At 69.0% G+C, this 20,309-nt stretch carries 20 protein-coding genes; 12 read left to right on the forward strand and 8 right to left on the reverse strand.

Annotated features, from left to right (window positions below; translation table 11 throughout):
* Nucleotides 1–9: 9 nt before the first annotated feature.
* A complete protein-coding gene (locus WBL06_RS13140) occupies nucleotides 10–1,455 on the reverse strand; it encodes a DNA-3-methyladenine glycosylase 2 family protein (protein ID WP_424456780.1) in 1,446 nt (481 codons plus the stop codon).
* Nucleotides 1,456–1,532: 77 nt separating this feature from the next.
* Here WBL06_RS13140 and WBL06_RS13145 point away from each other — a divergent pair, with 77 nt between their 5' ends.
* The 5 genes from WBL06_RS13145 to WBL06_RS13165 all read left to right on the forward strand — a co-directional run bounded on the left by WBL06_RS13145 (nucleotide 1,533) and on the right by WBL06_RS13165 (nucleotide 6,221).
* Complete coding sequence (locus WBL06_RS13145) at nucleotides 1,533–2,921, forward strand: FAD-binding oxidoreductase (protein WP_424456782.1); 1,389 nt, start codon at nucleotides 1,533–1,535, stop codon at nucleotides 2,919–2,921.
* Between the two features lie 92 nt (nucleotides 2,922–3,013).
* On the forward strand, nucleotides 3,014–3,574 hold the full coding sequence (locus WBL06_RS13150; RefSeq protein WP_424456784.1) for a hypothetical protein: 561 nt from the start codon (nucleotides 3,014–3,016) through the stop codon (nucleotides 3,572–3,574).
* A gap of 40 nt (nucleotides 3,575–3,614) precedes the next feature.
* Nucleotides 3,615–4,130 (forward strand): hypothetical protein, encoded by a 516-nt coding sequence (locus tag WBL06_RS13155; RefSeq protein WP_424456786.1) that lies wholly within the window; start codon nucleotides 3,615–3,617, stop codon nucleotides 4,128–4,130.
* Between the two features lie 8 nt (nucleotides 4,131–4,138).
* The gene (locus tag WBL06_RS13160) at nucleotides 4,139–4,906 is read left to right on the forward strand and encodes a hypothetical protein (protein ID WP_424456788.1); all 768 of its coding nucleotides are present in this window, start codon (nucleotides 4,139–4,141) and stop codon (nucleotides 4,904–4,906) included.
* A 31-nt stretch (nucleotides 4,907–4,937) separates the two neighbouring features.
* Nucleotides 4,938–6,221, forward strand: coding sequence for a PrsW family intramembrane metalloprotease (locus WBL06_RS13165; RefSeq protein ID WP_424456789.1), 1,284 nt, complete (start codon nucleotides 4,938–4,940; stop codon nucleotides 6,219–6,221).
* 3 nt (nucleotides 6,222–6,224) lie between these two features.
* On the opposite strand, the gene WBL06_RS13170 is transcribed toward WBL06_RS13165, so the two are convergent.
* Together WBL06_RS13170 and WBL06_RS13175 are read right to left on the reverse strand one after the other, a co-directional pair.
* Entirely contained in the window at nucleotides 6,225–7,304 is a 1,080-nt protein-coding gene (locus WBL06_RS13170) for a hypothetical protein (protein ID WP_424456790.1), read from the reverse strand.
* A 331-nt stretch (nucleotides 7,305–7,635) separates the two neighbouring features.
* Nucleotides 7,636–8,817 carry a MarP family serine protease gene (locus WBL06_RS13175; protein ID WP_424456791.1) on the reverse strand — a complete coding sequence of 394 codons (1,182 nt, stop codon included), beginning with the start codon at nucleotides 8,815–8,817 and terminating at the stop codon, nucleotides 7,636–7,638.
* A gap of 146 nt (nucleotides 8,818–8,963) precedes the next feature.
* Here WBL06_RS13175 and WBL06_RS13180 point away from each other — a divergent pair, with 146 nt between their 5' ends.
* From WBL06_RS13180 to WBL06_RS13205, 6 genes are all read left to right on the forward strand, one after another.
* Complete coding sequence (locus tag WBL06_RS13180; RefSeq protein ID WP_424456792.1) at nucleotides 8,964–9,554, forward strand: PadR family transcriptional regulator; 591 nt, start codon at nucleotides 8,964–8,966, stop codon at nucleotides 9,552–9,554.
* A 45-nt stretch (nucleotides 9,555–9,599) separates the two neighbouring features.
* Complete coding sequence (locus WBL06_RS13185) at nucleotides 9,600–10,094, forward strand: hypothetical protein (protein WP_424456793.1); 495 nt, start codon at nucleotides 9,600–9,602, stop codon at nucleotides 10,092–10,094.
* A 115-nt stretch (nucleotides 10,095–10,209) separates the two neighbouring features.
* Nucleotides 10,210–10,479 (forward strand): 30S ribosomal protein S15, encoded by a 270-nt coding sequence (gene rpsO, locus WBL06_RS13190; protein WP_424456795.1) that lies wholly within the window; start codon nucleotides 10,210–10,212, stop codon nucleotides 10,477–10,479.
* 176 nt (nucleotides 10,480–10,655) lie between these two features.
* A complete protein-coding gene (locus WBL06_RS13195) occupies nucleotides 10,656–11,129 on the forward strand; it encodes a hypothetical protein (protein ID WP_424456797.1) in 474 nt (157 codons plus the stop codon).
* Nucleotides 11,126–12,775 (forward strand): hypothetical protein, encoded by a 1,650-nt coding sequence (locus tag WBL06_RS13200; RefSeq protein ID WP_424456799.1) that lies wholly within the window; start codon nucleotides 11,126–11,128, stop codon nucleotides 12,773–12,775. Before WBL06_RS13195 ends, WBL06_RS13200 begins: the two co-directional genes overlap by 4 nt.
* Before the next feature lie 49 nt (nucleotides 12,776–12,824).
* A complete protein-coding gene (locus WBL06_RS13205) occupies nucleotides 12,825–14,717 on the forward strand; it encodes a CASTOR/POLLUX-related putative ion channel (protein WP_424456801.1) in 1,893 nt (630 codons plus the stop codon).
* Nucleotides 14,718–14,756: 39 nt separating this feature from the next.
* On the opposite strand, the gene WBL06_RS13210 is transcribed toward WBL06_RS13205, so the two are convergent.
* The 5 genes from WBL06_RS13210 to WBL06_RS13230 form a co-directional block, all read right to left on the reverse strand.
* Nucleotides 14,757–16,091, reverse strand: coding sequence for an FAD-binding oxidoreductase (locus WBL06_RS13210; RefSeq protein ID WP_424456803.1), 1,335 nt, complete (start codon nucleotides 16,089–16,091; stop codon nucleotides 14,757–14,759).
* A 44-nt stretch (nucleotides 16,092–16,135) separates the two neighbouring features.
* Complete coding sequence (locus tag WBL06_RS13215; RefSeq protein ID WP_424456805.1) at nucleotides 16,136–16,627, reverse strand: hypothetical protein; 492 nt, start codon at nucleotides 16,625–16,627, stop codon at nucleotides 16,136–16,138.
* A 51-nt stretch (nucleotides 16,628–16,678) separates the two neighbouring features.
* A complete protein-coding gene (locus WBL06_RS13220; protein ID WP_424456807.1) occupies nucleotides 16,679–16,861 on the reverse strand; it encodes a DUF5302 domain-containing protein in 183 nt (60 codons plus the stop codon).
* Between the two features lie 25 nt (nucleotides 16,862–16,886).
* Nucleotides 16,887–17,276 carry a thioredoxin family protein gene (locus WBL06_RS13225; protein WP_424456809.1) on the reverse strand — a complete coding sequence of 130 codons (390 nt, stop codon included), beginning with the start codon at nucleotides 17,274–17,276 and terminating at the stop codon, nucleotides 16,887–16,889.
* 158 nt (nucleotides 17,277–17,434) lie between these two features.
* On the reverse strand, nucleotides 17,435–17,641 hold the full coding sequence (locus WBL06_RS13230) for a dodecin family protein (RefSeq protein ID WP_424456811.1): 207 nt from the start codon (nucleotides 17,639–17,641) through the stop codon (nucleotides 17,435–17,437).
* A 329-nt stretch (nucleotides 17,642–17,970) separates the two neighbouring features.
* Between WBL06_RS13230 and WBL06_RS13235 the strand changes: the two genes are divergently transcribed.
* Nucleotides 17,971–20,265, forward strand: coding sequence for a polyribonucleotide nucleotidyltransferase (locus WBL06_RS13235; RefSeq protein WP_424456813.1), 2,295 nt, complete (start codon nucleotides 17,971–17,973; stop codon nucleotides 20,263–20,265).
* Nucleotides 20,266–20,309: the final 44 nt, after the last annotated feature.

Genomic DNA, 20,309 nt, shown 5'->3' on the forward strand with positions numbered 1-20,309 from the left:
GTCGCCAGGTTACAACGCGGATTGAGCCGCGGGGATCGGGTTTCTCAGCGGTCGATTGCGCCAGAGGTGGAGGGCGGCGTAGGAACGCCACGGCGCCCACGACGGGCGGGGAGAGGGGTCGATTGCGAGGGCGGCGGCGGATTGGGCGAGCACGAGATCGGTCGCGGGAAAGGCATCCGGATGCCCGAGGGCGCGCATCGCCAGGTACTCGGCCGTCCACGGGCCCACCCCGGGGAGCGCAAGCAGCCGAGCTCGCAGTTCGACGACCGGCGTCGCGGGGTCCAGCGGAAGGTCACCGGCCGCGATCACCTCGGCGATCCCGATGATGGCGTCCACCCGGGTGCGTGGCCCGCGCAGCACCTCCCCGCCGTGCTCCGCGAGTTGCGCGGCCGTCGGGAAGTCGCCGAAGTGGTCGACGAGGCGGCCGAGCACGGTGCGTGCCGCGGCGACCGAGATCTGCTGCCCGACGAGGGTGCGGAACAGCGCCTCCTCGCCGCTCGCGCTGCCGGGAATGCGGATGCCGGGCACCGCCGCGACGAGCGGGGCCAGGTCGGGGTCGCGGGCGAGGTGCGCGTCGATCGCGACCGAGTCGGCGTCGAGGTCGAACATCCGGCGTACCCGCGCCGTCAGCGCGGGAAGGTCGGCGAGCGCGGCGAGCCGGGCTTGCAGCACCACTCCGGTCGGGTCCGGCGTCACGTCGATCTGTGCCCGACCACCGGGCAACCGCAGCGGCCGGGCGTAGCGGGTGTCATCGCCCTCCTCGAAGCCGCGGATGCCGTGGTCGGCGAAGAAGCGGAACAGGCCGGGCCCGTCGAACGGCGCTCGGGCAGGCAGGCGCAGCGTGATCGTGCCCGCGTCCCGCGGCTGGGGCGCTCCGCGGCGCGCGAGCGCCCGCAGCTCGCTCGGGGTCGCGCGGTAGACCTCGGCGATCGTGTCGTTGAACTGCCGCAACGACCCGAACCCGGCCGCATAGGCGATGTCGGTGACCGGCAGGTCGGTCGCGGCGAGCAGCGACCGCGCGGTCTGCGCCCGATGCGCGCGGGCGAGCGCCAGCGGGCCGGCGCCGAGTTCGGCGGTGAGCACCCGGGTGACATGCCGGGGCGTGTACCCGAGCCGGGAGGCGAGACCGCTCACGCCTTCGCGTTCGACGACACCGTCGTGCACCAGGCGCATCGCCCGCGAGGCGAGGTCGTCGCGCAGGTTCCATTCCGGCGAACCGGGCACGGCATCCGGCTGGCATCGCTTGCAGGCGCGCAATCCCGCTTCGTGGGCAGCCGCAGCGGTGCGGTAGAACGAGACGTTGCCCGGCTTCGGCGTCATGGCGGGGCAACTGGGCCGGCAGTAGATGCCGGTGGAGTGCACGCCGGCGATGAACTGCCCATCGAACCGGGAATCTTTCGAAGCCAGTGCGCCGTACTTCTCGGCGAACTCGGCCTTCTCGGCACACCCGTCCATGCCCCCAGGGTCGCACGAGCGACCGACCCCGAGTCGCGGAAATCAGACATCGCCTCCGCCCGATTACGCTTGCGACCATGACCCTCGAGGCCGGCCAGCCTGTCACGGGGCTCGAGCCGCTGCTGGCCGAGCTCGGCGAGATCGTGCGCACCGACCGGGCCGTCCTCGACGACGCCCGAGCCGACAAGTCGGGTCATGTCGCCCCCACGTTCCCGCTCGCGGTCGTCGAGGCGCGCACGATCGCCGACGTGCAGGCGACGCTGCGGTTCGCGACCGAGCACCGCATCCCCGTCGTCCCGCGCGGAGCCGGCACCGGCCTGGCCGGAGGCGCGATCGGCAGCGACGGCGAGATCGTGGTGAGCACGCTGCAGATGAACCGGGTGCTCGAGGTCTCGCTCGACGACGAACTCGCCGTCGTCGAACCGGGCGTCATCAACGCCGACCTCAACGCCGCCCTCTTCGACCGCGGCCTGTGGTGGGCACCCGACCCGGCGAGCCGCGCCATTTCGACGATCGGCGGCAACATCGCCACCAACGCGGGCGGCCTGCTGTGCGTCAAGTACGGCGTCACCCGCGAGGCGGTACTCGGTCTGAAGGTCGTGCTCGCCGACGGCCGGCTGCTCGAACTGGGGCACCGCACCGTGAAGGGCGTGACCGGCTACGACCTCACGGCGCTGATGATCGGCTCCGAGGGCACGCTCGGCGTGATCGTCGAGGCGACGCTGCGCCTGCGGCCGCTGCCGAAGGGCATCCCGGTCACCGTGAAGGCGGCGTTCCCCACCGTGGAGCAGGCGGCGCGGGCATCGAGCGTGGTCAGTGCGAGCGGCATCACCCCGGCGATCATGGAACTGCTCGACCCCGGGGCGGTGCGCAATATCGCCGCGCACCTCGACATCGACCTCGGCGACGGGGCGCTGCTACTCGCCCAAACCGACGGTGTGGGTTCCGTCGAGGAGGCGGAGTCGATCACCGCGATCATGCGGTCGCTCGGCGGCGTCGTGGAACGAACCGAGGATGCCGACGAAGCGAAGCGCCTGTTCGACATCCGGCGGGCGTTCCATCCGTCGTTGCAACGGCTGGGCACCGTGCTCATCGAAGACGTCGCCGTGCCGCGCAGCGCGCTTCCGGCGATGTTCGCGTCGATCGAGCGCATCGCGGCGAAGTACGGGATCGAGATCCCCACGGTTGCGCACGCCGGCGACGGCAACCTGCATCCGAACTTCGTGTTCGACGCGCCCGAGGTGGGCGGCCACGTCGACGTGCCCGATCACGTCTGGGCGGCGGCCGACGAGATGTTCCTCGACTGCCTGCGGCTGGGTGGCACCCTCACCGGCGAACATGGCGTCGGCATCCTCAAGAAGCGCTGGCTGCGCGATGAGCTGGGCGACGACTCCTTCGCCCTTCAACGCCAGATCAAGCAGGTCTTCGACCCTGCGGGCATCCTGAACCCCGGCAAGGTCTTCTGATCCGGAATGCCCCCGCCGGCCGGGAATAGCGGGTGAATCGCTCGCGTTATTGAGGTTGTATGCCTACGAACCTCACTGATACGCGACAGCGCATGAGCGCTCCGAGCCCGACCCTCGTTCCGCGTCCGACGATCGGGCGTCTTCGGCTGCGTCCGACGCGGCGCGGGCGCGGCTTCATCGTCGGTGTCGTCGACGCCGTCGGTCCCGACACGAACGGCTTTGCGCCGCGCGACCGGGTCGCCTGGCGCGACGCGGGGCAGCAGCTCGACAGGCTCATCCTCATCGACCAGGATGACGTGCTCGGCGTGCCCTCCTGGGTGAGCGACGACAAGGTGGTGTCGTATCTCGGCGCCGGTCTCATCGCGCGGGCCTTGGTGCGCACCCGGCCGTTCCACCGCGGCGAGCAGGTGCGCATCGAGTCCAACGACCCGCTGGTCGCCGAGATGACGGCTGCCTGGGCGCGCTCGCTCGGCGCCCGCATCGCCGACACCGCCGAGGTTGCCATCCACGACGACCGGATGGCGCGCCGCCGGGGCCTGGGAAGTCACGGCCGCCTCGCCCAGGCTGCCGTCGAGGTGTTCCAGGCGATTCGTGCGGGCGTCTTCGACGAGGTGCCGCTGCTGCCGGCCGCGGAAGGCCGACTGGCGGCGTAACTCCTGCCGTCGGGCCGGATGTGCGCCCTAGGCTGGCGGCATGGGATTTCTGCCCGTGCCATCCGACGCTGAACTGTCGCACGACGCCGTCGCCGCACGAAACCGGTTCGCCGACGAGCATCCCGGCCCGCTGTCGCCCCTCGACCGCGCGCTGCTGAACAACGTCACCGTCTTCGAGGCGTACACGCGATGGTTCGACGTGAAAGACGAACTCGAGGCGCTCGTCGGTGAACGCGCCGTCACCCTGTTCTCGCTCGCCCTCTCGCGAGCCGTGCCGGCGCCGTATCCGACCGCGTTCTTCGAAGGCGAACTGCGCAACGGTGGCGACGACCCCGACAACCCGCAGGTCACCGAGGCCGAAACGCTGCTTTTGGAGTGGGGTCGCGCCGTCGGTGCCGACCCCAGCCGAGTGCCCGCCGATCTGGTGGCCAGGGTCGAGCAGACGTTCAAGCCCGCCAGCCGGGCGGTGCTCGCCGGCTACGCCGGGCTGATGTTCGCGGTCTGCATCTTCTCGCTCGTCGCCGGGCTCGAACCCGAGGCCACGACTCAGCTGTGATCGATGGTGTGTTAGTCGGCCCGCTGTTCGCAGCGTCGGCCGCCCTCGCGCTGCAAGTCGCGAGTGCAGTCACGTCGCTCGTCGACGCCGCGGGGGTGCGCGACTCCGATGAACCTGACGCAGTAACCAGGAACAGACTCCGCGAACTCATCTGGACGCTTGCTGTTCTCGCTGCAGTTGCGGTGTTCATCGCCTTCGGGGTGGACTGGGCGGCTCGCCTGGTTTGGGAGGACGATCAGCCTGTCTCCGGGCTGGGTGTCCTTGTTGCCACGGCTACCGCGGCGTTCTTGGTCGGCAGTGCTGGAGTTGTGGCCATCCTCCGGCGAGAACGCCCCACGTACGCGCGGCTGCGACGGGATCTTCGCGACCGCTCGACCTTCTCGGTGAGCGACGAGGAGCTCGCCGAGTTCGAGTCTCGACTCGATCGGGCCGACGTGCTTCGCGCACGCCGTCCCTTCGCGAGCCTGGCACTGAAGGTCCTCGGACTGGTGCTCGTCGGGGGTGTCGCGGGGTCGATGGTGATCGGGCTCGGGGTTGTCGGATCCGCCCTGGCCTGGGCGTTTGTCGCCGCGATCGCTCTCGAGGTGGTCGCGTTCGTCGTCTCGCTGCGGGCATCGGCGGTCCATCGTCGCCGCCTCGAAGCCGTGCTCGAGGCGCAGCGCGACGAGGTCGTGGCGATGCTGGAGCGCGCCCGCATCCCGCAGCGCGGCAACGTGCCGGGCCTTCGAGACCGGGTGACGCGCGCGCTCACCATCCTGCGCGAGAAGCAACGCTAAGCACCGCTCAAGTGCCGATAGATTGTGACCCATGTCCCAGGCGACTCCCGATGGCACCCCCACGACGGTGACGGCTCACGCGGCCCAGAAGACCACGACGCAGCTGCCCCAGCAGGCGCCCGCCGAGGTGCAGGCTGCTACCGCCGCGACCCCTCAGGCGATCTTCGACGTCGACCCGCGGTGGCGGCCCGGGCTGCTCGCGGGCATCATCATCGGCGGCATCGTGCTGCTCATCGCGCTGATCCTGATCCTCGCGTACTTCCTGCTGTTCATCGGCCCGGGGCTCACCTTCATCGGCGGTGTGCTCGCCCTCATCCCGCTCGCGATCGTGCTGCTCGGGGTGCGCTGGATCGACCGGTGGGAGCCTGAGCCGCGCCTGCTGCTGCTCATCGCCTTCCTCTGGGGCGCGACGGTGTCGATCGTCCTCGCCCTGGTCGTCGATGTCGGCACCTCGTACTTCTATGCCGCCGGCGGTGCCGACGTCAACATGACGGTGTTCCTGCAGAGCACGGTGCAGGCCCCGATCGTCGAAGAGTTCGGCAAGGGCCTCGGCATCCTGCTCATCTACCTCGTCGCGCGCCGCTACTTCGACGGGCCCGTCGACGGCATCGTGTTCGCGGCGCTCGTCGGCGGCGGGTTCGCCTTCACCGAGAACATCCAGTACTTCGCGATCCAGATCGCCGAGTCCGGCACCCTCGACATCGCCGTCGGCGAGATCTTCTTCATCCGCGGCATCCTGTCGCCCTTCGCGCACGTGATGTTCTCGGCGTTCACCGGGTTCTTCATCGGGCTCGCCGCACGTAAGGGCACGGCGCTCGGCGGCATCCTGATGTTCTTCGTCGGCCTGATCCCGGCGATCCTGCTGCACGCCTTCTGGAACGGCGTGCTGTTCTTCATCTACGACTTCTACGGCTACTACCTCGTCGTGCAGGTGCCGCTGTTCGTGATCGCGGTCGTCACGGTCATCTTGCTGCGGCGGCGCGAGGCGCAGATGACCCAGTTGCGGCTCGGTGAATACGCGGCCGCCGGGTGGTTCAATCCCACCGAGGTGAATACGCTCGGCACCGCCGCCGGTCGCCGCCAGGCCCGGGCCTGGGCTCGTCAGCGGGGCCTCGGCAAGGTGATGAAGGAGTACATCAAGGACGCGACGCACCTGGCGTTCACCCGCAACCGCATCGTCTCGGGCCGTGACCGCATCGGGTCGCAGCAGGATGAGGCGGTGCTGCTGGCTCAGGTGTCGGAGTCGCGGGCGCGGCTCGCGGCGGCGACCCCCACGACGACGGCAGCGGCAGCGCCCACCCCTCCCGCAGGGTAGCCCTCAGCCGCCGAACGACGACAGCACGTCGGCGAAGAAGCTCCAGCCCCAGATCAGCGCGGCGACGACGATCAGGATGATCGCACCGACGCTGACGCGGCGCTTCAGCCGGGTGCCCTGCGGGGCGACGATGTTGGCGGCGAACGGTGCGGCCGCGCGGTCGTCCTGGTAGCGGTCGGTCTGGGTGAGCGTCTTCGCTCCCACGGTCTCGACGATGCGCAACAGCCGCTGGTAGACGGCGGGCTGCGCGGCGGGGAACGGGGTCGCCGAGTACACGAACATCCAGGCGTCGACGATCTCGACGTCGAACGGTGACGCGTTGTCGATCAGCAGTGCCATCAGGTCAGGGGTGAACACGTAGAGCGCGTCGCGTTCGTATTCCTTCGGGCAGTAGAGCGTGAAGTACTGGTCGAAGTCGCCTTCGAGCGAGAGGATCTGGTCTTTGTGAAAGGTCGCCGGAAGGTTCGTGCCGCCGAAGAGCCCGTTGTTCGCTTTCGAGTCGAGCACCATGTGCGGCAGCTTTCGATCCAGCTCGATCGCCATGAAGCCCCACAGCCGCGTCGAGCGGTTCTTACCGGAACCGGTCGAGTACTGGTAGTTGCCGAAGTCGAGAAATCGCCCCTCGCTGGTGCGGAAGTGCTCGGTCGCCTTGCGCGTGTCGCCGACATGGAAGATCGCGCCCGGATAGCCGGGGTTGGGGCTCTCGGGCGAGAAGGTGAAGCCATTGGCGCGGGCGAAGCGGTCCATCCGTAACCAGCGCCCCCACTTGCCGCTGCCCGCGATGGCGACCCGGGCGATCACGAAACCGAACAGGACGATGAGGAACACGAAGAACAGGAGGGCGACGATCGAGACGGGACTTCCGCTGCCGATCCCGTCGACCACGAACAACAGGATGCCGCCCACCATCGGAACGAGCACCGCGATTCCGACGACGAAGCCGATGACGATCACGATGATCGTCTGCGGTGTGGTGTTCGCAAAAGTAGCGCCTGACGCACGGGCCTGGTCGCGGTACGCGCTGATCTCGTCCGGCGTCGGTGTGGTCAGCAGGGGGGAGTAGTCGACGACGCGGGCGGCCATGCACCCATTCTGTCGGGAGCCGCCGCAAACAGACTCATCGCCCAGTGGCGGGTCAGTGACTCCGACGCTTCTGGGCGATGAGTTGTCCTGACTCCAGGGTGCACCTGTCGGCGCCCGGCGTCAAGAGTCGATCAGGCGAAGAACACGTCGACGGCGACGATGACGGCGAACGCGGTGACCGCGATCGCGAGCACGCCGGTGATGATGGTCAGGGCCAGATCTCGGCGCCCGCCGTTTTCGGTGGTGGTCATCGTGGAACCCCTCTGTTTGCCCTGACCATAAGGGGGATGACCGAACACGGGGTGGGCCTTGACAGCGGCGGCGAAATGAGTCAGCCGCGCACGCAGCTGCCCGACGACACCCGCGTGGAGAGTCCCGCCGCGCCAGTTGCCACCGGCTCAAGTTCGGCATTCGTCATCGCATACCCGAGTTCGGGATCGTCGGCGCTGCGGGCGAAGACGACCCCCGCGACGCGTCCGTCGAGCGCCAGCAGGGGCCCGCCCGAGTTGCCGGGTTGCACGAGCGCGGCGAGCGTGTAGACCTCGCGTGGGTTGCGGGGGCCGCCATAGATGTCGGGGATGGCTTCCGTCGAACGGGCGAGCACCTCGGCGGCGCCGGTCGTGAACGGCCCGCCGTGCGGGTAGCCCTCGACGACCGCGTCGGCACCCACGTCGAGGGCGGGGGAGAGTTGCAGGCTGGCTGCGGCGAGCCCGTCGACGGCGATCACCGCGAGGTCGTCGATCGGGTCAAAGTACACGACGCGGCCCTCGAGGGCTTGACCGTTGGGGGCTTCGACGATCGGTTGGTCGACGCCCGCGACGACATGGGCGTTGGTGACGATGCGGTCGGGGGCGACGACGAAGCCCGTGCCGGTCTGGTTCTGCCCGCAGGCGAACGCCGTGCCGCCGATGCGCACCACCGATTGGGCCGCCGCGGTGAGCGGGTCGGTGTCGGTTGGCACGTCGGGGATGCCGGGGGAGTCGACGACACCGCCGAGGGCTTCGCCGATCGCCGGCAACCCCTCCTCGAGCATCGCCGAGCGGATGCGGGCGAGCACCGCGTCGACGGGCGGCGGCGTGACGGCGTCGATGGCCCGCACGACGTAGGAGCCCGAGATGGCCTGGCTGAAGAGCGGAACGCCGAGCGCGCTCACCCCGCCGGCGACGAGCGCGAGGGTGAGCGCGGCGATGACGCCGTTCGCGACGCCGCCCGCCACCCGACTGCCGAGCGCGATCTCTTCACGCCGTTCGCTGATGCTCCGGCCGATGAAGCCCCCGACCGCGTGGCCACCGAGCAGCAACGCGACCGAGACACCGACGACGACGACGACTCTCCAGAACGAGTCAGGCACCGCCGCGGCGAGCAGCGGGATCCCGAGAAACGCGAGGATGCCGCCCACGATGACCCCGACGATCGCACCGAAGCTGCGCGCGAGCCCGTTGCGAACGCCCTCGCCGATGAACACCAGCAGGGTGAGCACGAGCAGCAGATCGAGGAGTCGGGAGGCGATCATCGGGTCCTAGTCTGCGGCACGCACCGCGACCGCGACGGATCGGGCTATCGGCGATGTATTGCGATATATCGGAATATGTCGTAAAGTAGCGCCGAGACCACAAGACCGCCCGACCCGGACGGCAGGCAGTACGAAAGAAGTACCCCATGCACCGCATGAACATGAATCACGATCGAGGCTCCCGTCAGGGAGCCCAGCCTGAGGGCATACACCCGCGCTTCCGCGCCGGCGGCCACCCCGGAGCCGACTACATGGGCTTCCTCGGGGGCCCGGCATTCGGACCGCGCGGTTTCGGCGGCCGAGCCCGCAAGGGCGACGTGCGCAGCGCCATCCTCTCGCTTCTCGGCGAAGGACCCACCAACGGCTACGGCCTCATCAAGGCCATCCACGCGAAGAGCGACGGCGCCTGGCGTCCGAGCCCCGGCTCGGTCTACCCGACGTTGCAGCAGCTCGTCGACGAAGCGCTCATCGCCCCCACGTCGCAAGGCCCGCGCGCCGAGTACGACCTCACCGACGAGGGCCGCGCCCACGTCGCCGAACACGCCGACGAGATCGCGGCCGCCTGGACGCAGTCCCGCAACCCGTGGAAAGAGCAGGGTGACCTGTTGACCGCCGCGCGGAAGCTGGCCGGCGTCGTTCGCCAGGTCGCCTCCGAAGGCACCACCGAGCAGCGCGCGAGCGCCTCGGCGAAACTCGACGACCTGCGTCGCGAGCTCTACCGCATGCTCGGCGAGTAAGAACTCGGGGTTGCGCGCGGCCGTCGTGTCCCTCATATTGGGGACATGACGGTCGCGTACCCGACGACCGGCATGCTCACCCCGCAAAGAGAAGCCCCCGCTCTCGCGTGTACTTCCTGCGGCACGCGTGCCGTCGCCCTCGACAAGCCCTTCTGCGCGCACTGCGGCAGCCGGGTCACCCTGTCCGTGAAGAGCGGAATCGCCTCGATCGCAGCTACGCGCTCGCTGCAGTTCGCCGCGCTCGCGGTGCTCACCAACATCCTCGTCGGCGGCGCATCATTCGGCGTCGTCTACCTGCTGTCGGATGCCGCCCGCCTCACCGAGGCCGCGGTCGGTCTCGAGGCGGTGCGGTTCATCATCGTGGGCACCCTGCTGGCCGTCGCCATCCGGTATGGCGTGCGCGGGCTGAACCAGACCCGCGACGGAGCCCTCAAGCGACGTCCCTGGGCGATCGTCGGCCTCGTCGTGGCGGGGCTCTACGGGTTGCTCATCCTCGGCTCCTTCGCCGCGACGGCGGTGCTGTACCTCTTCGTCCTCTGAGCCCCATCCCCCTCTGATACCATCGCAAGGTTGCCGTCAGAACGGCCGCGGATACAGAGAGCCGGCACATCGGGTGCCCGGCGCCGCGCAACGAGGTGAAGGAGGGATCGAATCTATGGCTCTTGACGCTGAGACCAAGAAGGCGATCATCGACGAGTACGCAACCCAGCCCGGTGACACCGGATCCCCCGAGGTTCAGGTCGCACTCCTGACCAACCGGATCAAGGATCTGACCGAACACCTCAAGGAGCACAAGCACGACCACCACTCACGTCGTGGTCTGCTGCTGCTCGTGGGCCAGCGCCGCCGGCTGCTGGGCTACCTCCAGGACATCGACATCGAGCGCTACCGCTCGCTGATCGAGCGCCTGGGCCTGCGCCGCTAGATCGCCGCAGCGCAAGACACTACGACGGGCCGTCGTCCTCCGGGGCGGCGGCCCGTTTCTGTTGCCGCTTCGTCGCGTTTCGATGACGGAATGGCGACGACCCGGCGTGTCGACGGCGTGTCGCTGAGTTCGTCCCCGCAGAGCGACACTCGCCGTCGGAGGGCTAGCCTCGCACCATGAATCGCACTCTCGACGCGGAGGCGTCGAAGGCCGCGCCCGTCGTGGTGCTCACCCGTCGCGCCCTGATCGGATGCGGACTCGCCGCGCTCGGGATCGGCGCGCTCAGTGGGTGGCTGATCGCCGCCGGGCAGGTGGCGGTGCAAACCGGCGCCCTCACCGGGGTGCAGGCATACGCCGCGTTGCTGTCGGCGATCTTCGGCATCCTCGTCGCCGGCTTCGCCGCGCTCGGCGCCTTCGGCGGGTACGTGCTGGGTGTCGCCCTCGCCCCGACCTCGCGACCGGGCGTCGCGGCCTGCGTCGGTGGGGGAGCGGTCGTCGCGCTGGGGGCTCTGCTCGCCGTCGGAACCGGCGCCACCCTGGGGTGGCGTCCCGTCGCGCTCGAGACGGTGGCCCTAGGGCTCTATGTGTTCGCGGTCGCCGCCGGCGGGTACGTCTGGGCGGCACGGGACCGACCCGTCAGCCGTCGATGAACCGCGCGGGCGATGTGATAACCGGCGCCGGGGCCGGCGTCGTCGCGCGGGTAGGTCGGATCCGCCCCGACCGCATCCCGGCCCCGTACCTCGGCTGGGTGCTCGCGTGCTGGGTGATCGCGTTGCTGCTGGCGGCCGCCATCCTGCTGCCCGGAGGCACCGACGACATCGTCGCGCAGCAGGCCGGATCGTCGGCTCTCGTCGGCGTCTTCACCGCCCCCCTCGGCATCCGGTTGCTCGTCGTGGCGGCGGGCGGCATCCTCACCGGAACGTTGCTCGTCGCACTGCTGTTGCGCGAACAGCTCGATTTCGCACCGGCCCGCCGGGTTGCCCGCGAGGTGGCTCTCGGGGCGGCGGGCGGTTTCCCGGTGCTCGCGCTCGCTGCCGACCGGGAGTGGGTGTTCGCGGGGGCGGCGCTCGTGCTACTCGGGCTCGCCGAAGTGGCGGCGCATCGGCCCAGCGTGGCGAGCAGGGTGGGAACCGTGCTGGTCGGGCTGCTCGGTGCCGCGATCTGGGGCGTACTGTTCTTCGCGCAGCTCACGACGCCGACCGCCGTCGGCGGCTGGGCGTGGATCGCGCTGTTCGGGTTCGCCGCCGCGTTCGCCGCGTTCGGAAGCTATTACGGCGTCGCCCGGGCCGCCGAGTCCCGCGTCGCGTGGTTGCGTCCGCTGTTCCGCGACGACCTGCGACCGCTCGTGGTGGCCGGCATCGTCGCCGCGGTGGTCGTGCTCGTCGTGCTGCGCCTCACGGTGGCGCGCGGCCTCTTCCCGCCGCCGGACCCCGAGTTGTGGAGCCCGTTCGCGAAAGCGCCGATCTCGTGGGTGCACGCCGTCGCGGTCGGCGCGCTGGTCGTGGCGGTCGCCGGGCGGTCCGTTCGGCATCCGCTGCGTCGCTCTGGGGAACGCCGGGTCACGGCGGCGCTCGCGGTGTCGGGCAACGCCGACCTCGCGCTCGGTATCGCCGTCATCGTCGCCGCGATGGTGCTCGCCGCCGTGACGGGTGGGTTCGTCATCCCCGACGCGTCGCCGGTCGTCATCGCGGCGTTGAAGGTCGCGGGCGTCGTCGCCATCACCGTGGTCGCCCTGCTGTCGCCCTTCCGGGGCACCGCCGCTCGGGCACTCGCCATCGTCTCGGGGGCCTACCTCGTGCCGCTCACCCTCAACGGCTTGCTCGGTGCGGCGGGGGTGACGCTGCCGCCCGGGCTGGCCGGGTATCCCGCCAGCCCGGTGCAGGTGACGCTCGTGCTGCTCGTCGCCGCGATCGCCGGCCTGATCCTGCCCGCGGTGCGTCGAACGTTCGGCACCGGGTTGGTCGTGCGTTTCGCGGTCGTGCCGATCGTCGCCGTGCACGCCGGATGGCTGCTGCCGGCCGTGTGGTCGGATGCCGGCCGCATCGTTCTGGTCGTCGGTGTGCTGCTCGCGGTGCTGTTCTTCCTGCCACCGCTTGCCGAGACCCGCGATCGCCACGCGCTTCACGTGCTGACCGCCTCCGGCGGCCAAGTACTCGCCCTCGTCGTGTTCGCCCTCGCCCTGCCGAGCTTCCTCAACGACTCCCAACTCGTGGTTCTCGGGCTGCTCTGGCTGTCGGTCGCCGTCATCGCGGCCCTCACCGTGCGGGTCGACGAGGCCGAGCCAGACGCACCCTAGGTCACTCCGCTTCCCGCTAGTGTTCACTCACCCGCTCCAGGAGGACCGAATGAGCACGACACCCACCGCCGGGGAACGCCTGCGTTACTGGTTCGACAATTGGATGGCGCGGGGGCCGATCGCGCTCATGGCGCTGCTCGGCATCGCCACCATCGCATTCGTCGCCGTACTCGGCACCATCGCGTGGATCGTCCTCACCCTCATCGGCGATACGGGCAACCTCGGCGAGGAGTCGCAGACTCCGCTCGACCTCATCTGGCGCAGCCTCATGCGCACCCTCGACCCCGGCACGATGGGCGGCGACCAGGAGTGGCCGTTCCGCATCATGATGCTGATCGTCACCATCGGCGGGCTGGTGATCGTCGCGAGCCTCATCGGCATCGTGTCGGGCGCCTTCGACAGCAAGGTCGAAGAGCTGCGCAAGGGGCGCTCCCGCGTGCTCGAGCACGACCACACCCTGATCCTGGGTTGGAGCACCAAGGTCTTCCCGATCATCCGCGAGATCTCCACCGCGAACCTGTCGCGCGGCAAGAGCGCGATCGTGATCCTGGCCGACCGCGACAAGGTCGAGATGGAAGACGACATCAAGGCTCAGGTCGGCGACACCGGCAAGACAAGGATCATCGTGCGCTCCGGTGACCCGATGAATCTCGCCGAGCTCGAGGTGGCCAACCCGCACACCGCGCGCAGCATCATCGTGCTCGCCCCCGACGACGCCGACGACCCGGATTCCACCGTCATCAAGACGGCGCTCGCGGTCACCAACAACCCACGCCGCAAAGCTGGTAGTTACCACATCGTCGGCGAGTTGCAGCATCCCGGCAACCTCGAGGCGGCGACGCTCGTCGGTCGCGACGAGGCGCACTGGGTGCTGTCGACCGAGCTGATCAGCCGCATCACCGTGCAGACCTGCCGACAGAGCGGGCTCTCGGTCGTCTATTCCGAGCTGCTCGACTTCGACGGTGCCGAGATCTACTTCACCGAACAACCGAGACTCGTGGGCAAGAGCTACTTCGACGCCCAGCTCGCGTTCGCGACGTCGGCGGTGATGGGGCTCGTGCGGGGCGGCAAGGTGACGCTCAACCCGCCCGCCGACACCACGCTCGCAGCCGGCGACTTGATCATCGTGATCGCCGAAGATGACGCCGCGGTCGAGCTGGCCGAACCGGGAACCCCCGACCTCGGCGCGGTGAGCGACTCGACGGTCGAGCCCGCGATGCCGGAAGCGACCCTCGTGCTCGGCCACAACGAGGGCCTCAAGTTGATGCTGGCCGAGCTTGACGGCTACTCGACGGCCCGCTCGCGGGTCACCATCGTGGCCGATGTCGACGAGCCCGGCTTCGACGGTCTCCTCAACCTCGACGTGTCATTCCAGCGCGGCGATCCGACGAGCCGGGCGGTGCTCGACGCGCTCTACGTGCATGGGTTCGATCACATCATCGTGCTCGCCGCAAAGGAGACGCTGCCCGCGCAGCGTGCCGACGCGAAGACCCTCATCACGTTGTTGCACCTGCGCGACATCGCTGTGAAGAAGGGTTCCAACCTCAACGTCGTCAGCGAGATGATCGACGACCGCAACCGCGAGCTCGCCGAGGTGACCCAAGCCGACGACTTCATCGTCAGCGATCAGCTCATCAGCCTGATGCTCTCGCAGCTCAGCGAGAACAAGCGACTGACGGATGTCTTCGACGAGTTGTTCGCCTCATCGGGAGCCGAGATCTATCTGCGCTCCGCGGACCTCTACGTCACCCCTGGCTCCGAGACGGATTTCTACGCCGTGCTTGAGGCGGCACGTCGCCGCGGCGAGACGGCGATCGGCTACCGGCTGGACGAGTTCGCCCGCACTAGCGAGTATGACTACGGCGTCACGGTGAATCCGACGAAGACCGAGAAGCGCATCTTCGCCCCCGGCGACAAGATCATCGTGCTCGCCGACCACTGATTCGGTGATCGAGTAGCGGCCGGAGGCCGCGTGTCGAGATCAGGGCCGGATGTTGTACGTGCGGTGGAAGAGGTTGGCCGGGTCGTAGGCCGCCTTGATCGAGCGCAACCGGGCGAGCGTCGCCGGCGGGTACATCCGCTCGACCGGGTCGGTGAGGCTCGAGAAGTTGCCGTACATCCCCGCCAGCCACGGGTCGAGCCGTGACCAGAGTGCGCGGGCACGCGGCGCCTGTGTGTCGAAGACCTCCCCCTCGGGGTAGAACGCGACTGAGATGATCCACGCTTCGGTGTCGCGGTACCCCCACGCTGTCGCCTCGGGCGCGACCCGTCCGTACGCGCCGCCGAGCAACCGCACCATCAGCACCGTCTCGCCGAGTTCGCCTTTCACCGCGGCGAGTTCGGCGATCAGCTCGTCGTCGAACCGCGCGGCGAAACCGTTGTCGTCGACCATCGCGATCGCCGGCGAGCCGACCTCGGCGGCGTCGGGCTGCTCGTCCATCAACACGTCGGCGTAGGGCATTGGTGCGATGGTGTGCCCGGTCACCCCGGGAATGTCCAGCAGCGCGGCGGTCGCCTCGGCCGCCGAATCGACGTCTCCGCCGGCCCAGACGAAGACGATCTGCGACGAAGCCGGCATCTCGCCGAAGGCCGGCATGCCCAGGTAGGTCGTCGTGAGCTGCTCGGGGGCGGCGCGCACGACATCCCGCCAGGCTGTGAACACGTTCGCGAGGTCGGCGTCGGGGGAGAGCTCGATCGCGCCCGACACGACACCGTCGGGCAGCGGGTGCGCCCGGAAGGTGAAGCGGGTGACCACCCCGAAGTTGCCGCCACCGCCGCGGATCGCCCAGAACAGATCGGGTTCGGATGTCTCGTTCGCGGTCACCACGCGGCCGTCGGCGAGTACGACGTCGGCGCTCACCAGGCTGTCGATCGCGAGGCCCCACAGTCGCACGAACCAGCCGACGCCCCCGCCGAGGGTGAGACCCCCGACGCCGACCGTCGTGGTGTCACCCGACGAGATCGCGAGGCCGTGAGGGGCGAGCGCCGCCGCCACGTCGCCCCAGCGGGCGCCTCCGCCGATCGTCACGAGGTCGCCCTCGACCGAGATGTCGGCGATCGAGCGCAGGTCGATGACCAGACCGCCGTCGTTCGTCGATCGCCCCAGGCTGTCGTGGCCGCCGCTGCGCACCGAGAGTACGAGCCCCTCGTCGCGGGCGAAGGCCACGGACGCCGCGACGTCGGCCGCATCCGCCGGTCTCACGACGGCCGCGGGGCTGCCCGGACCCTTCACGACGGTCGCCGCCTCGAGGTAGGCGTCGTCGCCCGGGGTGAGTACCGCGCCCCTGATGGCCGAGGTCAGTGTCGTCAGGTCCACGAGTTCAGGCTAGGCACGATCTCCGACGTCAGGGAGGGGGCGCCTCACCCGAATTCGGGAACGAACTGGCCCGACGACAACAGCAGCAGTCGCACGGCGATCGCCGCCGCACCGAACAGCAGCCCGAAGACACCGAGCACGCGACCGCGACCCGTGACGAGGGCGATCAGGCCGAGAAGGGCCGCGAGACCACCCGTGAAGAACCCGCCGAAGAAGATGAAGAAGGCGGCGATCGTGAGGCCGGCGGCGCCGAGTGCGGTCGTCACACCGGAGATGTCGCCGCTCGTGAAGGCGCTGATCGCGCCGACGAGCACGACGATCACGAAGATGAGGAAGGCGAGGTCGCCGAGGGCGGTGAGCAGGCCGAGAACGAACGACCAGGCTCCGACGCCGCGCTTTTTCTTCTCGACCGGCGCGGAGGGTGCGACGTACGTCGCCTCGGCAGCGGTGTCGGTCGCAGGTTCGGTGACGGCGACCGGCTCGGCCGGGGTCGTGGAGGCGGGAACAGCGGGCTCAGAACTCGTCGTGTCAGACATGGCACGACTGTACTGCGCGGGCTCCGCCCACGTCACGGGTCGGCAGCAGAGTCAGCCGCTCTTGCGGCGGAACTCCCGCTTGTTCCCCGCAGCGCCGTGGGTGCCGTGGATCGCGGAACCCCCCTCGAGGTGGCCGGGGCGGTCCTGCGCGCTCTTCTTCTTGCGCTCGAGCGCCTCGCGGAACTTGCGCTTCGTCTCTTCCGAAGCGGAGGTGTCGGCCGGCTTGTCGTCCATGACCCGTGAGCTTACGGTGTCGTGCTTAGGGTGCCGACGCGGCGGCCTGCTGCTTCACGATCTCGGCGCGTACGTCATCCATGTCGAGGGCACGCACCTGGCGGAGCAGGTCATCGAGTGCGGGACGGGGCAGGGCGCCGGCCTGGGAGAACACCCCGATGCCGTCGCGGAAGATCATGAGCGTCGGAATCGACCGGATGTTCATCGCACCCGACAGGTCGGGGTTCGCCTCGGTGTCGACCTTGGCGAAAACCACATCCGGGTTGTCGGTCGCGGCGGCACCGTAGATCGGGGCGAAGGCGCGACACGGCCCGCACCACTCGGCCCAGAAGTCGACGAGCACGATGCCCGACTCGGCGTCGGGCGTCAGGATCGTCGACTCGAAGTTCTCGGCGGTCAGCTCGCGGGTTGCCATGAATCAAGCCTAAACGGGCTCGCCGCGCGGCGCTGGGTGCTGCCCGGGTGAGCTGTCAGGCCCCCGCGTGCGCCGCTCGGATGAGCGCCGCGAAGGCTTCCGGCTGTTCGGCGACGACGAAGTGCGACGCGCCCGGGATGACTCGGATCGGCGGCTGATCAGTCGTCGAGAACGAAGGTCACTTCCAACGTCACCTGCCACGCGGTGATGGCGCCGTCGGTCACCTCGATCTTCTGTTCCTTCACCCAGGCGCCCGAGACGTTGCGGAGCGTCTTGTTGGCGCGGGCGACGCCTTCGTTGGCGGCGTCTTCGAAGCTCTTCGTGCTGCGTGCGGTGATGGTGGTGACGCGGGCGACGGTGGTCATGAGATCTCCTTCGATCGAGGGATGACGCGGATGTCTCCAGTCAAGACCCGCCGTAGGGGGATGTCCAGGCCGGGATCTGAGAGTCAACTGGTAGGATTCCCGAGGCTGTCAAACGGCAGCCGATACCCGGAGCAGGCCGGCACGCTGCGCCTTTTTGGCGCAGTGCCCAGAGGGGCACAGCGCTGGTCACCGGTGGTGGTCTTCCGAAGCAGACGCGTCGGAGCACTTCTACTGTTGGCCAGAACAGCCTGAAAGCAGTTCAGCGTGTCCTGCTCTTGGTTTCGACACGCCCGCGAACGCGGGCTACTCAACCAACGAAGGAGGATCCCTTGGAGGGTCCCGAAATCAAGTTCGCCGAAGCCATTCTCGACAATGGCAAGTTCGGCACGCGCACCGTCCGGTTCGAAACCGGTCGGCTCGCGCAGCAGTCGCAGGGCGCGGTCGCCGCGTACCTCGACGAAGACACCATGATCCTGAGCGCGACGAGCGCCGGCAAGCACCCGCGTGACGGGTTCGACTTCTTCCCGCTGACGGTGGATGTCGAAGAGCGCTCGTACGCCGCCGGCAAGATCCCCGGTTCGTTCTTCCGTCGCGAGGGTCGCCCCTCGACCGAGGCCATCCTCGTCTGCCGCCTCATCGACCGCCCGCTGCGTCCGACCTTCGTCGAGGGTCTGCGCAACGAGGTGCAGATCGTCATCACGGTGCTGAGCATCGCGCCCGACGAGTTCTACGACGCCCTCGCGATCAACGCGGCCTCGGCGTCGACGCAGATCTCCGGCCTGCCGTTCTACGGACCGGTCGGCGGCATCCGCCTCGCCCTCATCGACGGCCAGTGGGTCGCGTTCCCCAAGTTCAGCCAGCTGGCCGACGCGGTGTTCGACCTCACGGTCGCGGGTCGCCTCGTCACAGATGCCAATGGCAACGAGGATGTCGCGATCATGATGGTCGAGGCCGAAGCGACCGAAGGCAGCTGGGAGCTGATCCGCTCCGGTGCGATCAAGCCCGATGAGGCCGTCGTCTCGCAGGGTCTCGAGGCGGCGAAGCCGTTCCTGAAGCAGCTCATCAAGGCGCAGCAGGAACTCGCGGCGCAGTCGGCGAAGCCGATCCAGGAGTTCACCCTCTTCCCGCCGTACTCCGACGAGGCGTACAACGCCGTCGCCGAGCTCGCCTACGACGAGCTCAAGGGCGTCTACCAGATCGCCGACAAGCAGGAGCGGCAGAACGCCGACGACGCCCTCAAGGAGCGCGTCAAGACCGCGATCAACGAGAAGGTCGAAGCGGGCCAGTTGAGCGGCGAGGTTCCGCCGATGGTCAGCGCCGCCTACAAGTCGGTCAGCAAGAAGGTCATGCGCACCCGCGTGCTGACCGACGGCATCCGCATCGACGGCCGCGGCCTGAGCGACATCCGTGCGCTCGACGCCGAGGTTCAGGTCATCCCGCGCGTGCACGGCTCGGCGATCTTCCAGCGCGGCGAGACCCAGATTCTGGGCGTCACCACGCTGAACATGCTCAAGATGGAACAGCAGATCGACTCGCTCGCGCCGGTCAAGAAGAAGCGCTACCTGCACCACTACAACTTCCCGCCCTACTCGACCGGTGAGACCGGCCGGGTGGGTTCGCCGAAGCGTCGCGAGATCGGGCACGGCTTCCTCGCCGAGCGCGCCCTCGTGCCGGTGCTGCCGCCGCGTGAGGACTTCCCCTACGCGATCCGTCAGGTCTCCGAGGCCCTCGGGTCGAACGGCTCGACCTCGATGGGTTCGGTCTGCGCCTCGACGCTGTCGCTGCTCAACGCCGGTGTGCCGCTGCGCGCCCCGGTCGCGGGCATCGCGATGGGTCTCATCTCCGACGAGGTCGACGGTGAGACCCGCTACGCGGCGCTGACCGACATCCTGGGTGCGGAAGACGCGCTCGGCGACATGGACTTCAAGGTCGCCGGCACGTCGGACTTCATCACGGCCATCCAGCTCGACACCAAGCTGGCGGGTCTGCCGTCGTCGGTGCTCGACGGTGCGCTCAAGCAGGCCAAGGAGGCTCGCACGGCGATCCTCGCGGTGATCAACCAGGCGATCGACGGACCCGACGAGATGGCTGCCACCGCCCCGCGCGTGATCAGCGTCAACATCCCGGTCGACAAGATCGGCGAGCTGATCGGCCCGAAGGGCAAGACGATCAACGCGATCCAGGACGCCACCGGGGCCGACATCTCGATCGAGGAAGACGGCACCGTGTACATCGGCGCCGTCGACGGTCCGTCGGCCGAGGCCGCGCGCGCCCAGGTGCTCGCGATCGGCAACCCGATCAACCCCGAGGTGGGGGAGCGTTTCGTCGGAACGGTCGTCAAGATCGCGACCTTCGGTGCGTTCGTCTCGCTCATGCCGGGTAAAGACGGGCTGTTGCACATCTCCGAGGTGCGCAAGCTCGCCGGCGGCAAGCGGGTCGAGAACGTCGAAGACGTGCTCTCGGTCGGCCAGAAGATCACGGTCGAGATCACCAAGATGGATGACAAGGGCAAGCTGAGCCTCGCCCCGGTCGTCGACGAGGTCGAGGGTGCCGTCGCCGAGGGCGGCGACACCGAGTCGTCGGTCGCCGCATCCGACGGCCCCGAAGCACCCGCCGAAGGCTGATCCGCCTCAGGTAACCGGATGCCGTCCCTGCTCACGCGGGGGCG

The sequence above is a fragment of the Pseudolysinimonas sp. genome (assembly GCF_049651805.1).
GTDB lineage: Bacteria > Actinomycetota > Actinomycetes > Actinomycetales > Microbacteriaceae > Pseudolysinimonas_A.

Bases quoted from the DNA above. Each gene is read 5' to 3' on its own strand.
- WBL06_RS13140 (WP_424456780.1), bottom strand. From the start codon at position 1,455: ATGGACGGGTGTGCCGAGAAGGCCGAGTTCGCCGAGAAGTACGGCGCA.
- WBL06_RS13145 (WP_424456782.1), top strand. From the start codon at position 1,533: ATGACCCTCGAGGCCGGCCAGCCTGTCACGGGGCTCGAGCCGCTGCTG.
- WBL06_RS13150 (WP_424456784.1), top strand. From the start codon at position 3,014: ATGAGCGCTCCGAGCCCGACCCTCGTTCCGCGTCCGACGATCGGGCGT.
- WBL06_RS13155 (WP_424456786.1), top strand. From the start codon at position 3,615: ATGGGATTTCTGCCCGTGCCATCCGACGCTGAACTGTCGCACGACGCC.
- WBL06_RS13165 (WP_424456789.1), top strand. From the start codon at position 4,938: ATGTCCCAGGCGACTCCCGATGGCACCCCCACGACGGTGACGGCTCAC.
- WBL06_RS13170 (WP_424456790.1), bottom strand. From the start codon at position 7,304: ATGGCCGCCCGCGTCGTCGACTACTCCCCCCTGCTGACCACACCGACG.
- WBL06_RS13175 (WP_424456791.1), bottom strand. From the start codon at position 8,817: ATGATCGCCTCCCGACTCCTCGATCTGCTGCTCGTGCTCACCCTGCTG.
- WBL06_RS13180 (WP_424456792.1), top strand. From the start codon at position 8,964: ATGCACCGCATGAACATGAATCACGATCGAGGCTCCCGTCAGGGAGCC.
- WBL06_RS13185 (WP_424456793.1), top strand. From the start codon at position 9,600: ATGACGGTCGCGTACCCGACGACCGGCATGCTCACCCCGCAAAGAGAA.
- rpsO (WP_424456795.1), top strand. From the start codon at position 10,210: ATGGCTCTTGACGCTGAGACCAAGAAGGCGATCATCGACGAGTACGCA.
- WBL06_RS13195 (WP_424456797.1), top strand. From the start codon at position 10,656: ATGAATCGCACTCTCGACGCGGAGGCGTCGAAGGCCGCGCCCGTCGTG.
- WBL06_RS13200 (WP_424456799.1), top strand. From the start codon at position 11,126: ATGAACCGCGCGGGCGATGTGATAACCGGCGCCGGGGCCGGCGTCGTC.
- WBL06_RS13205 (WP_424456801.1), top strand. From the start codon at position 12,825: ATGAGCACGACACCCACCGCCGGGGAACGCCTGCGTTACTGGTTCGAC.
- WBL06_RS13215 (WP_424456805.1), bottom strand. From the start codon at position 16,627: ATGTCTGACACGACGAGTTCTGAGCCCGCTGTTCCCGCCTCCACGACC.
- WBL06_RS13220 (WP_424456807.1), bottom strand. From the start codon at position 16,861: ATGGACGACAAGCCGGCCGACACCTCCGCTTCGGAAGAGACGAAGCGC.
- WBL06_RS13225 (WP_424456809.1), bottom strand. From the start codon at position 17,276: ATGGCAACCCGCGAGCTGACCGCCGAGAACTTCGAGTCGACGATCCTG.
- WBL06_RS13230 (WP_424456811.1), bottom strand. From the start codon at position 17,641: ATGACCACCGTCGCCCGCGTCACCACCATCACCGCACGCAGCACGAAG.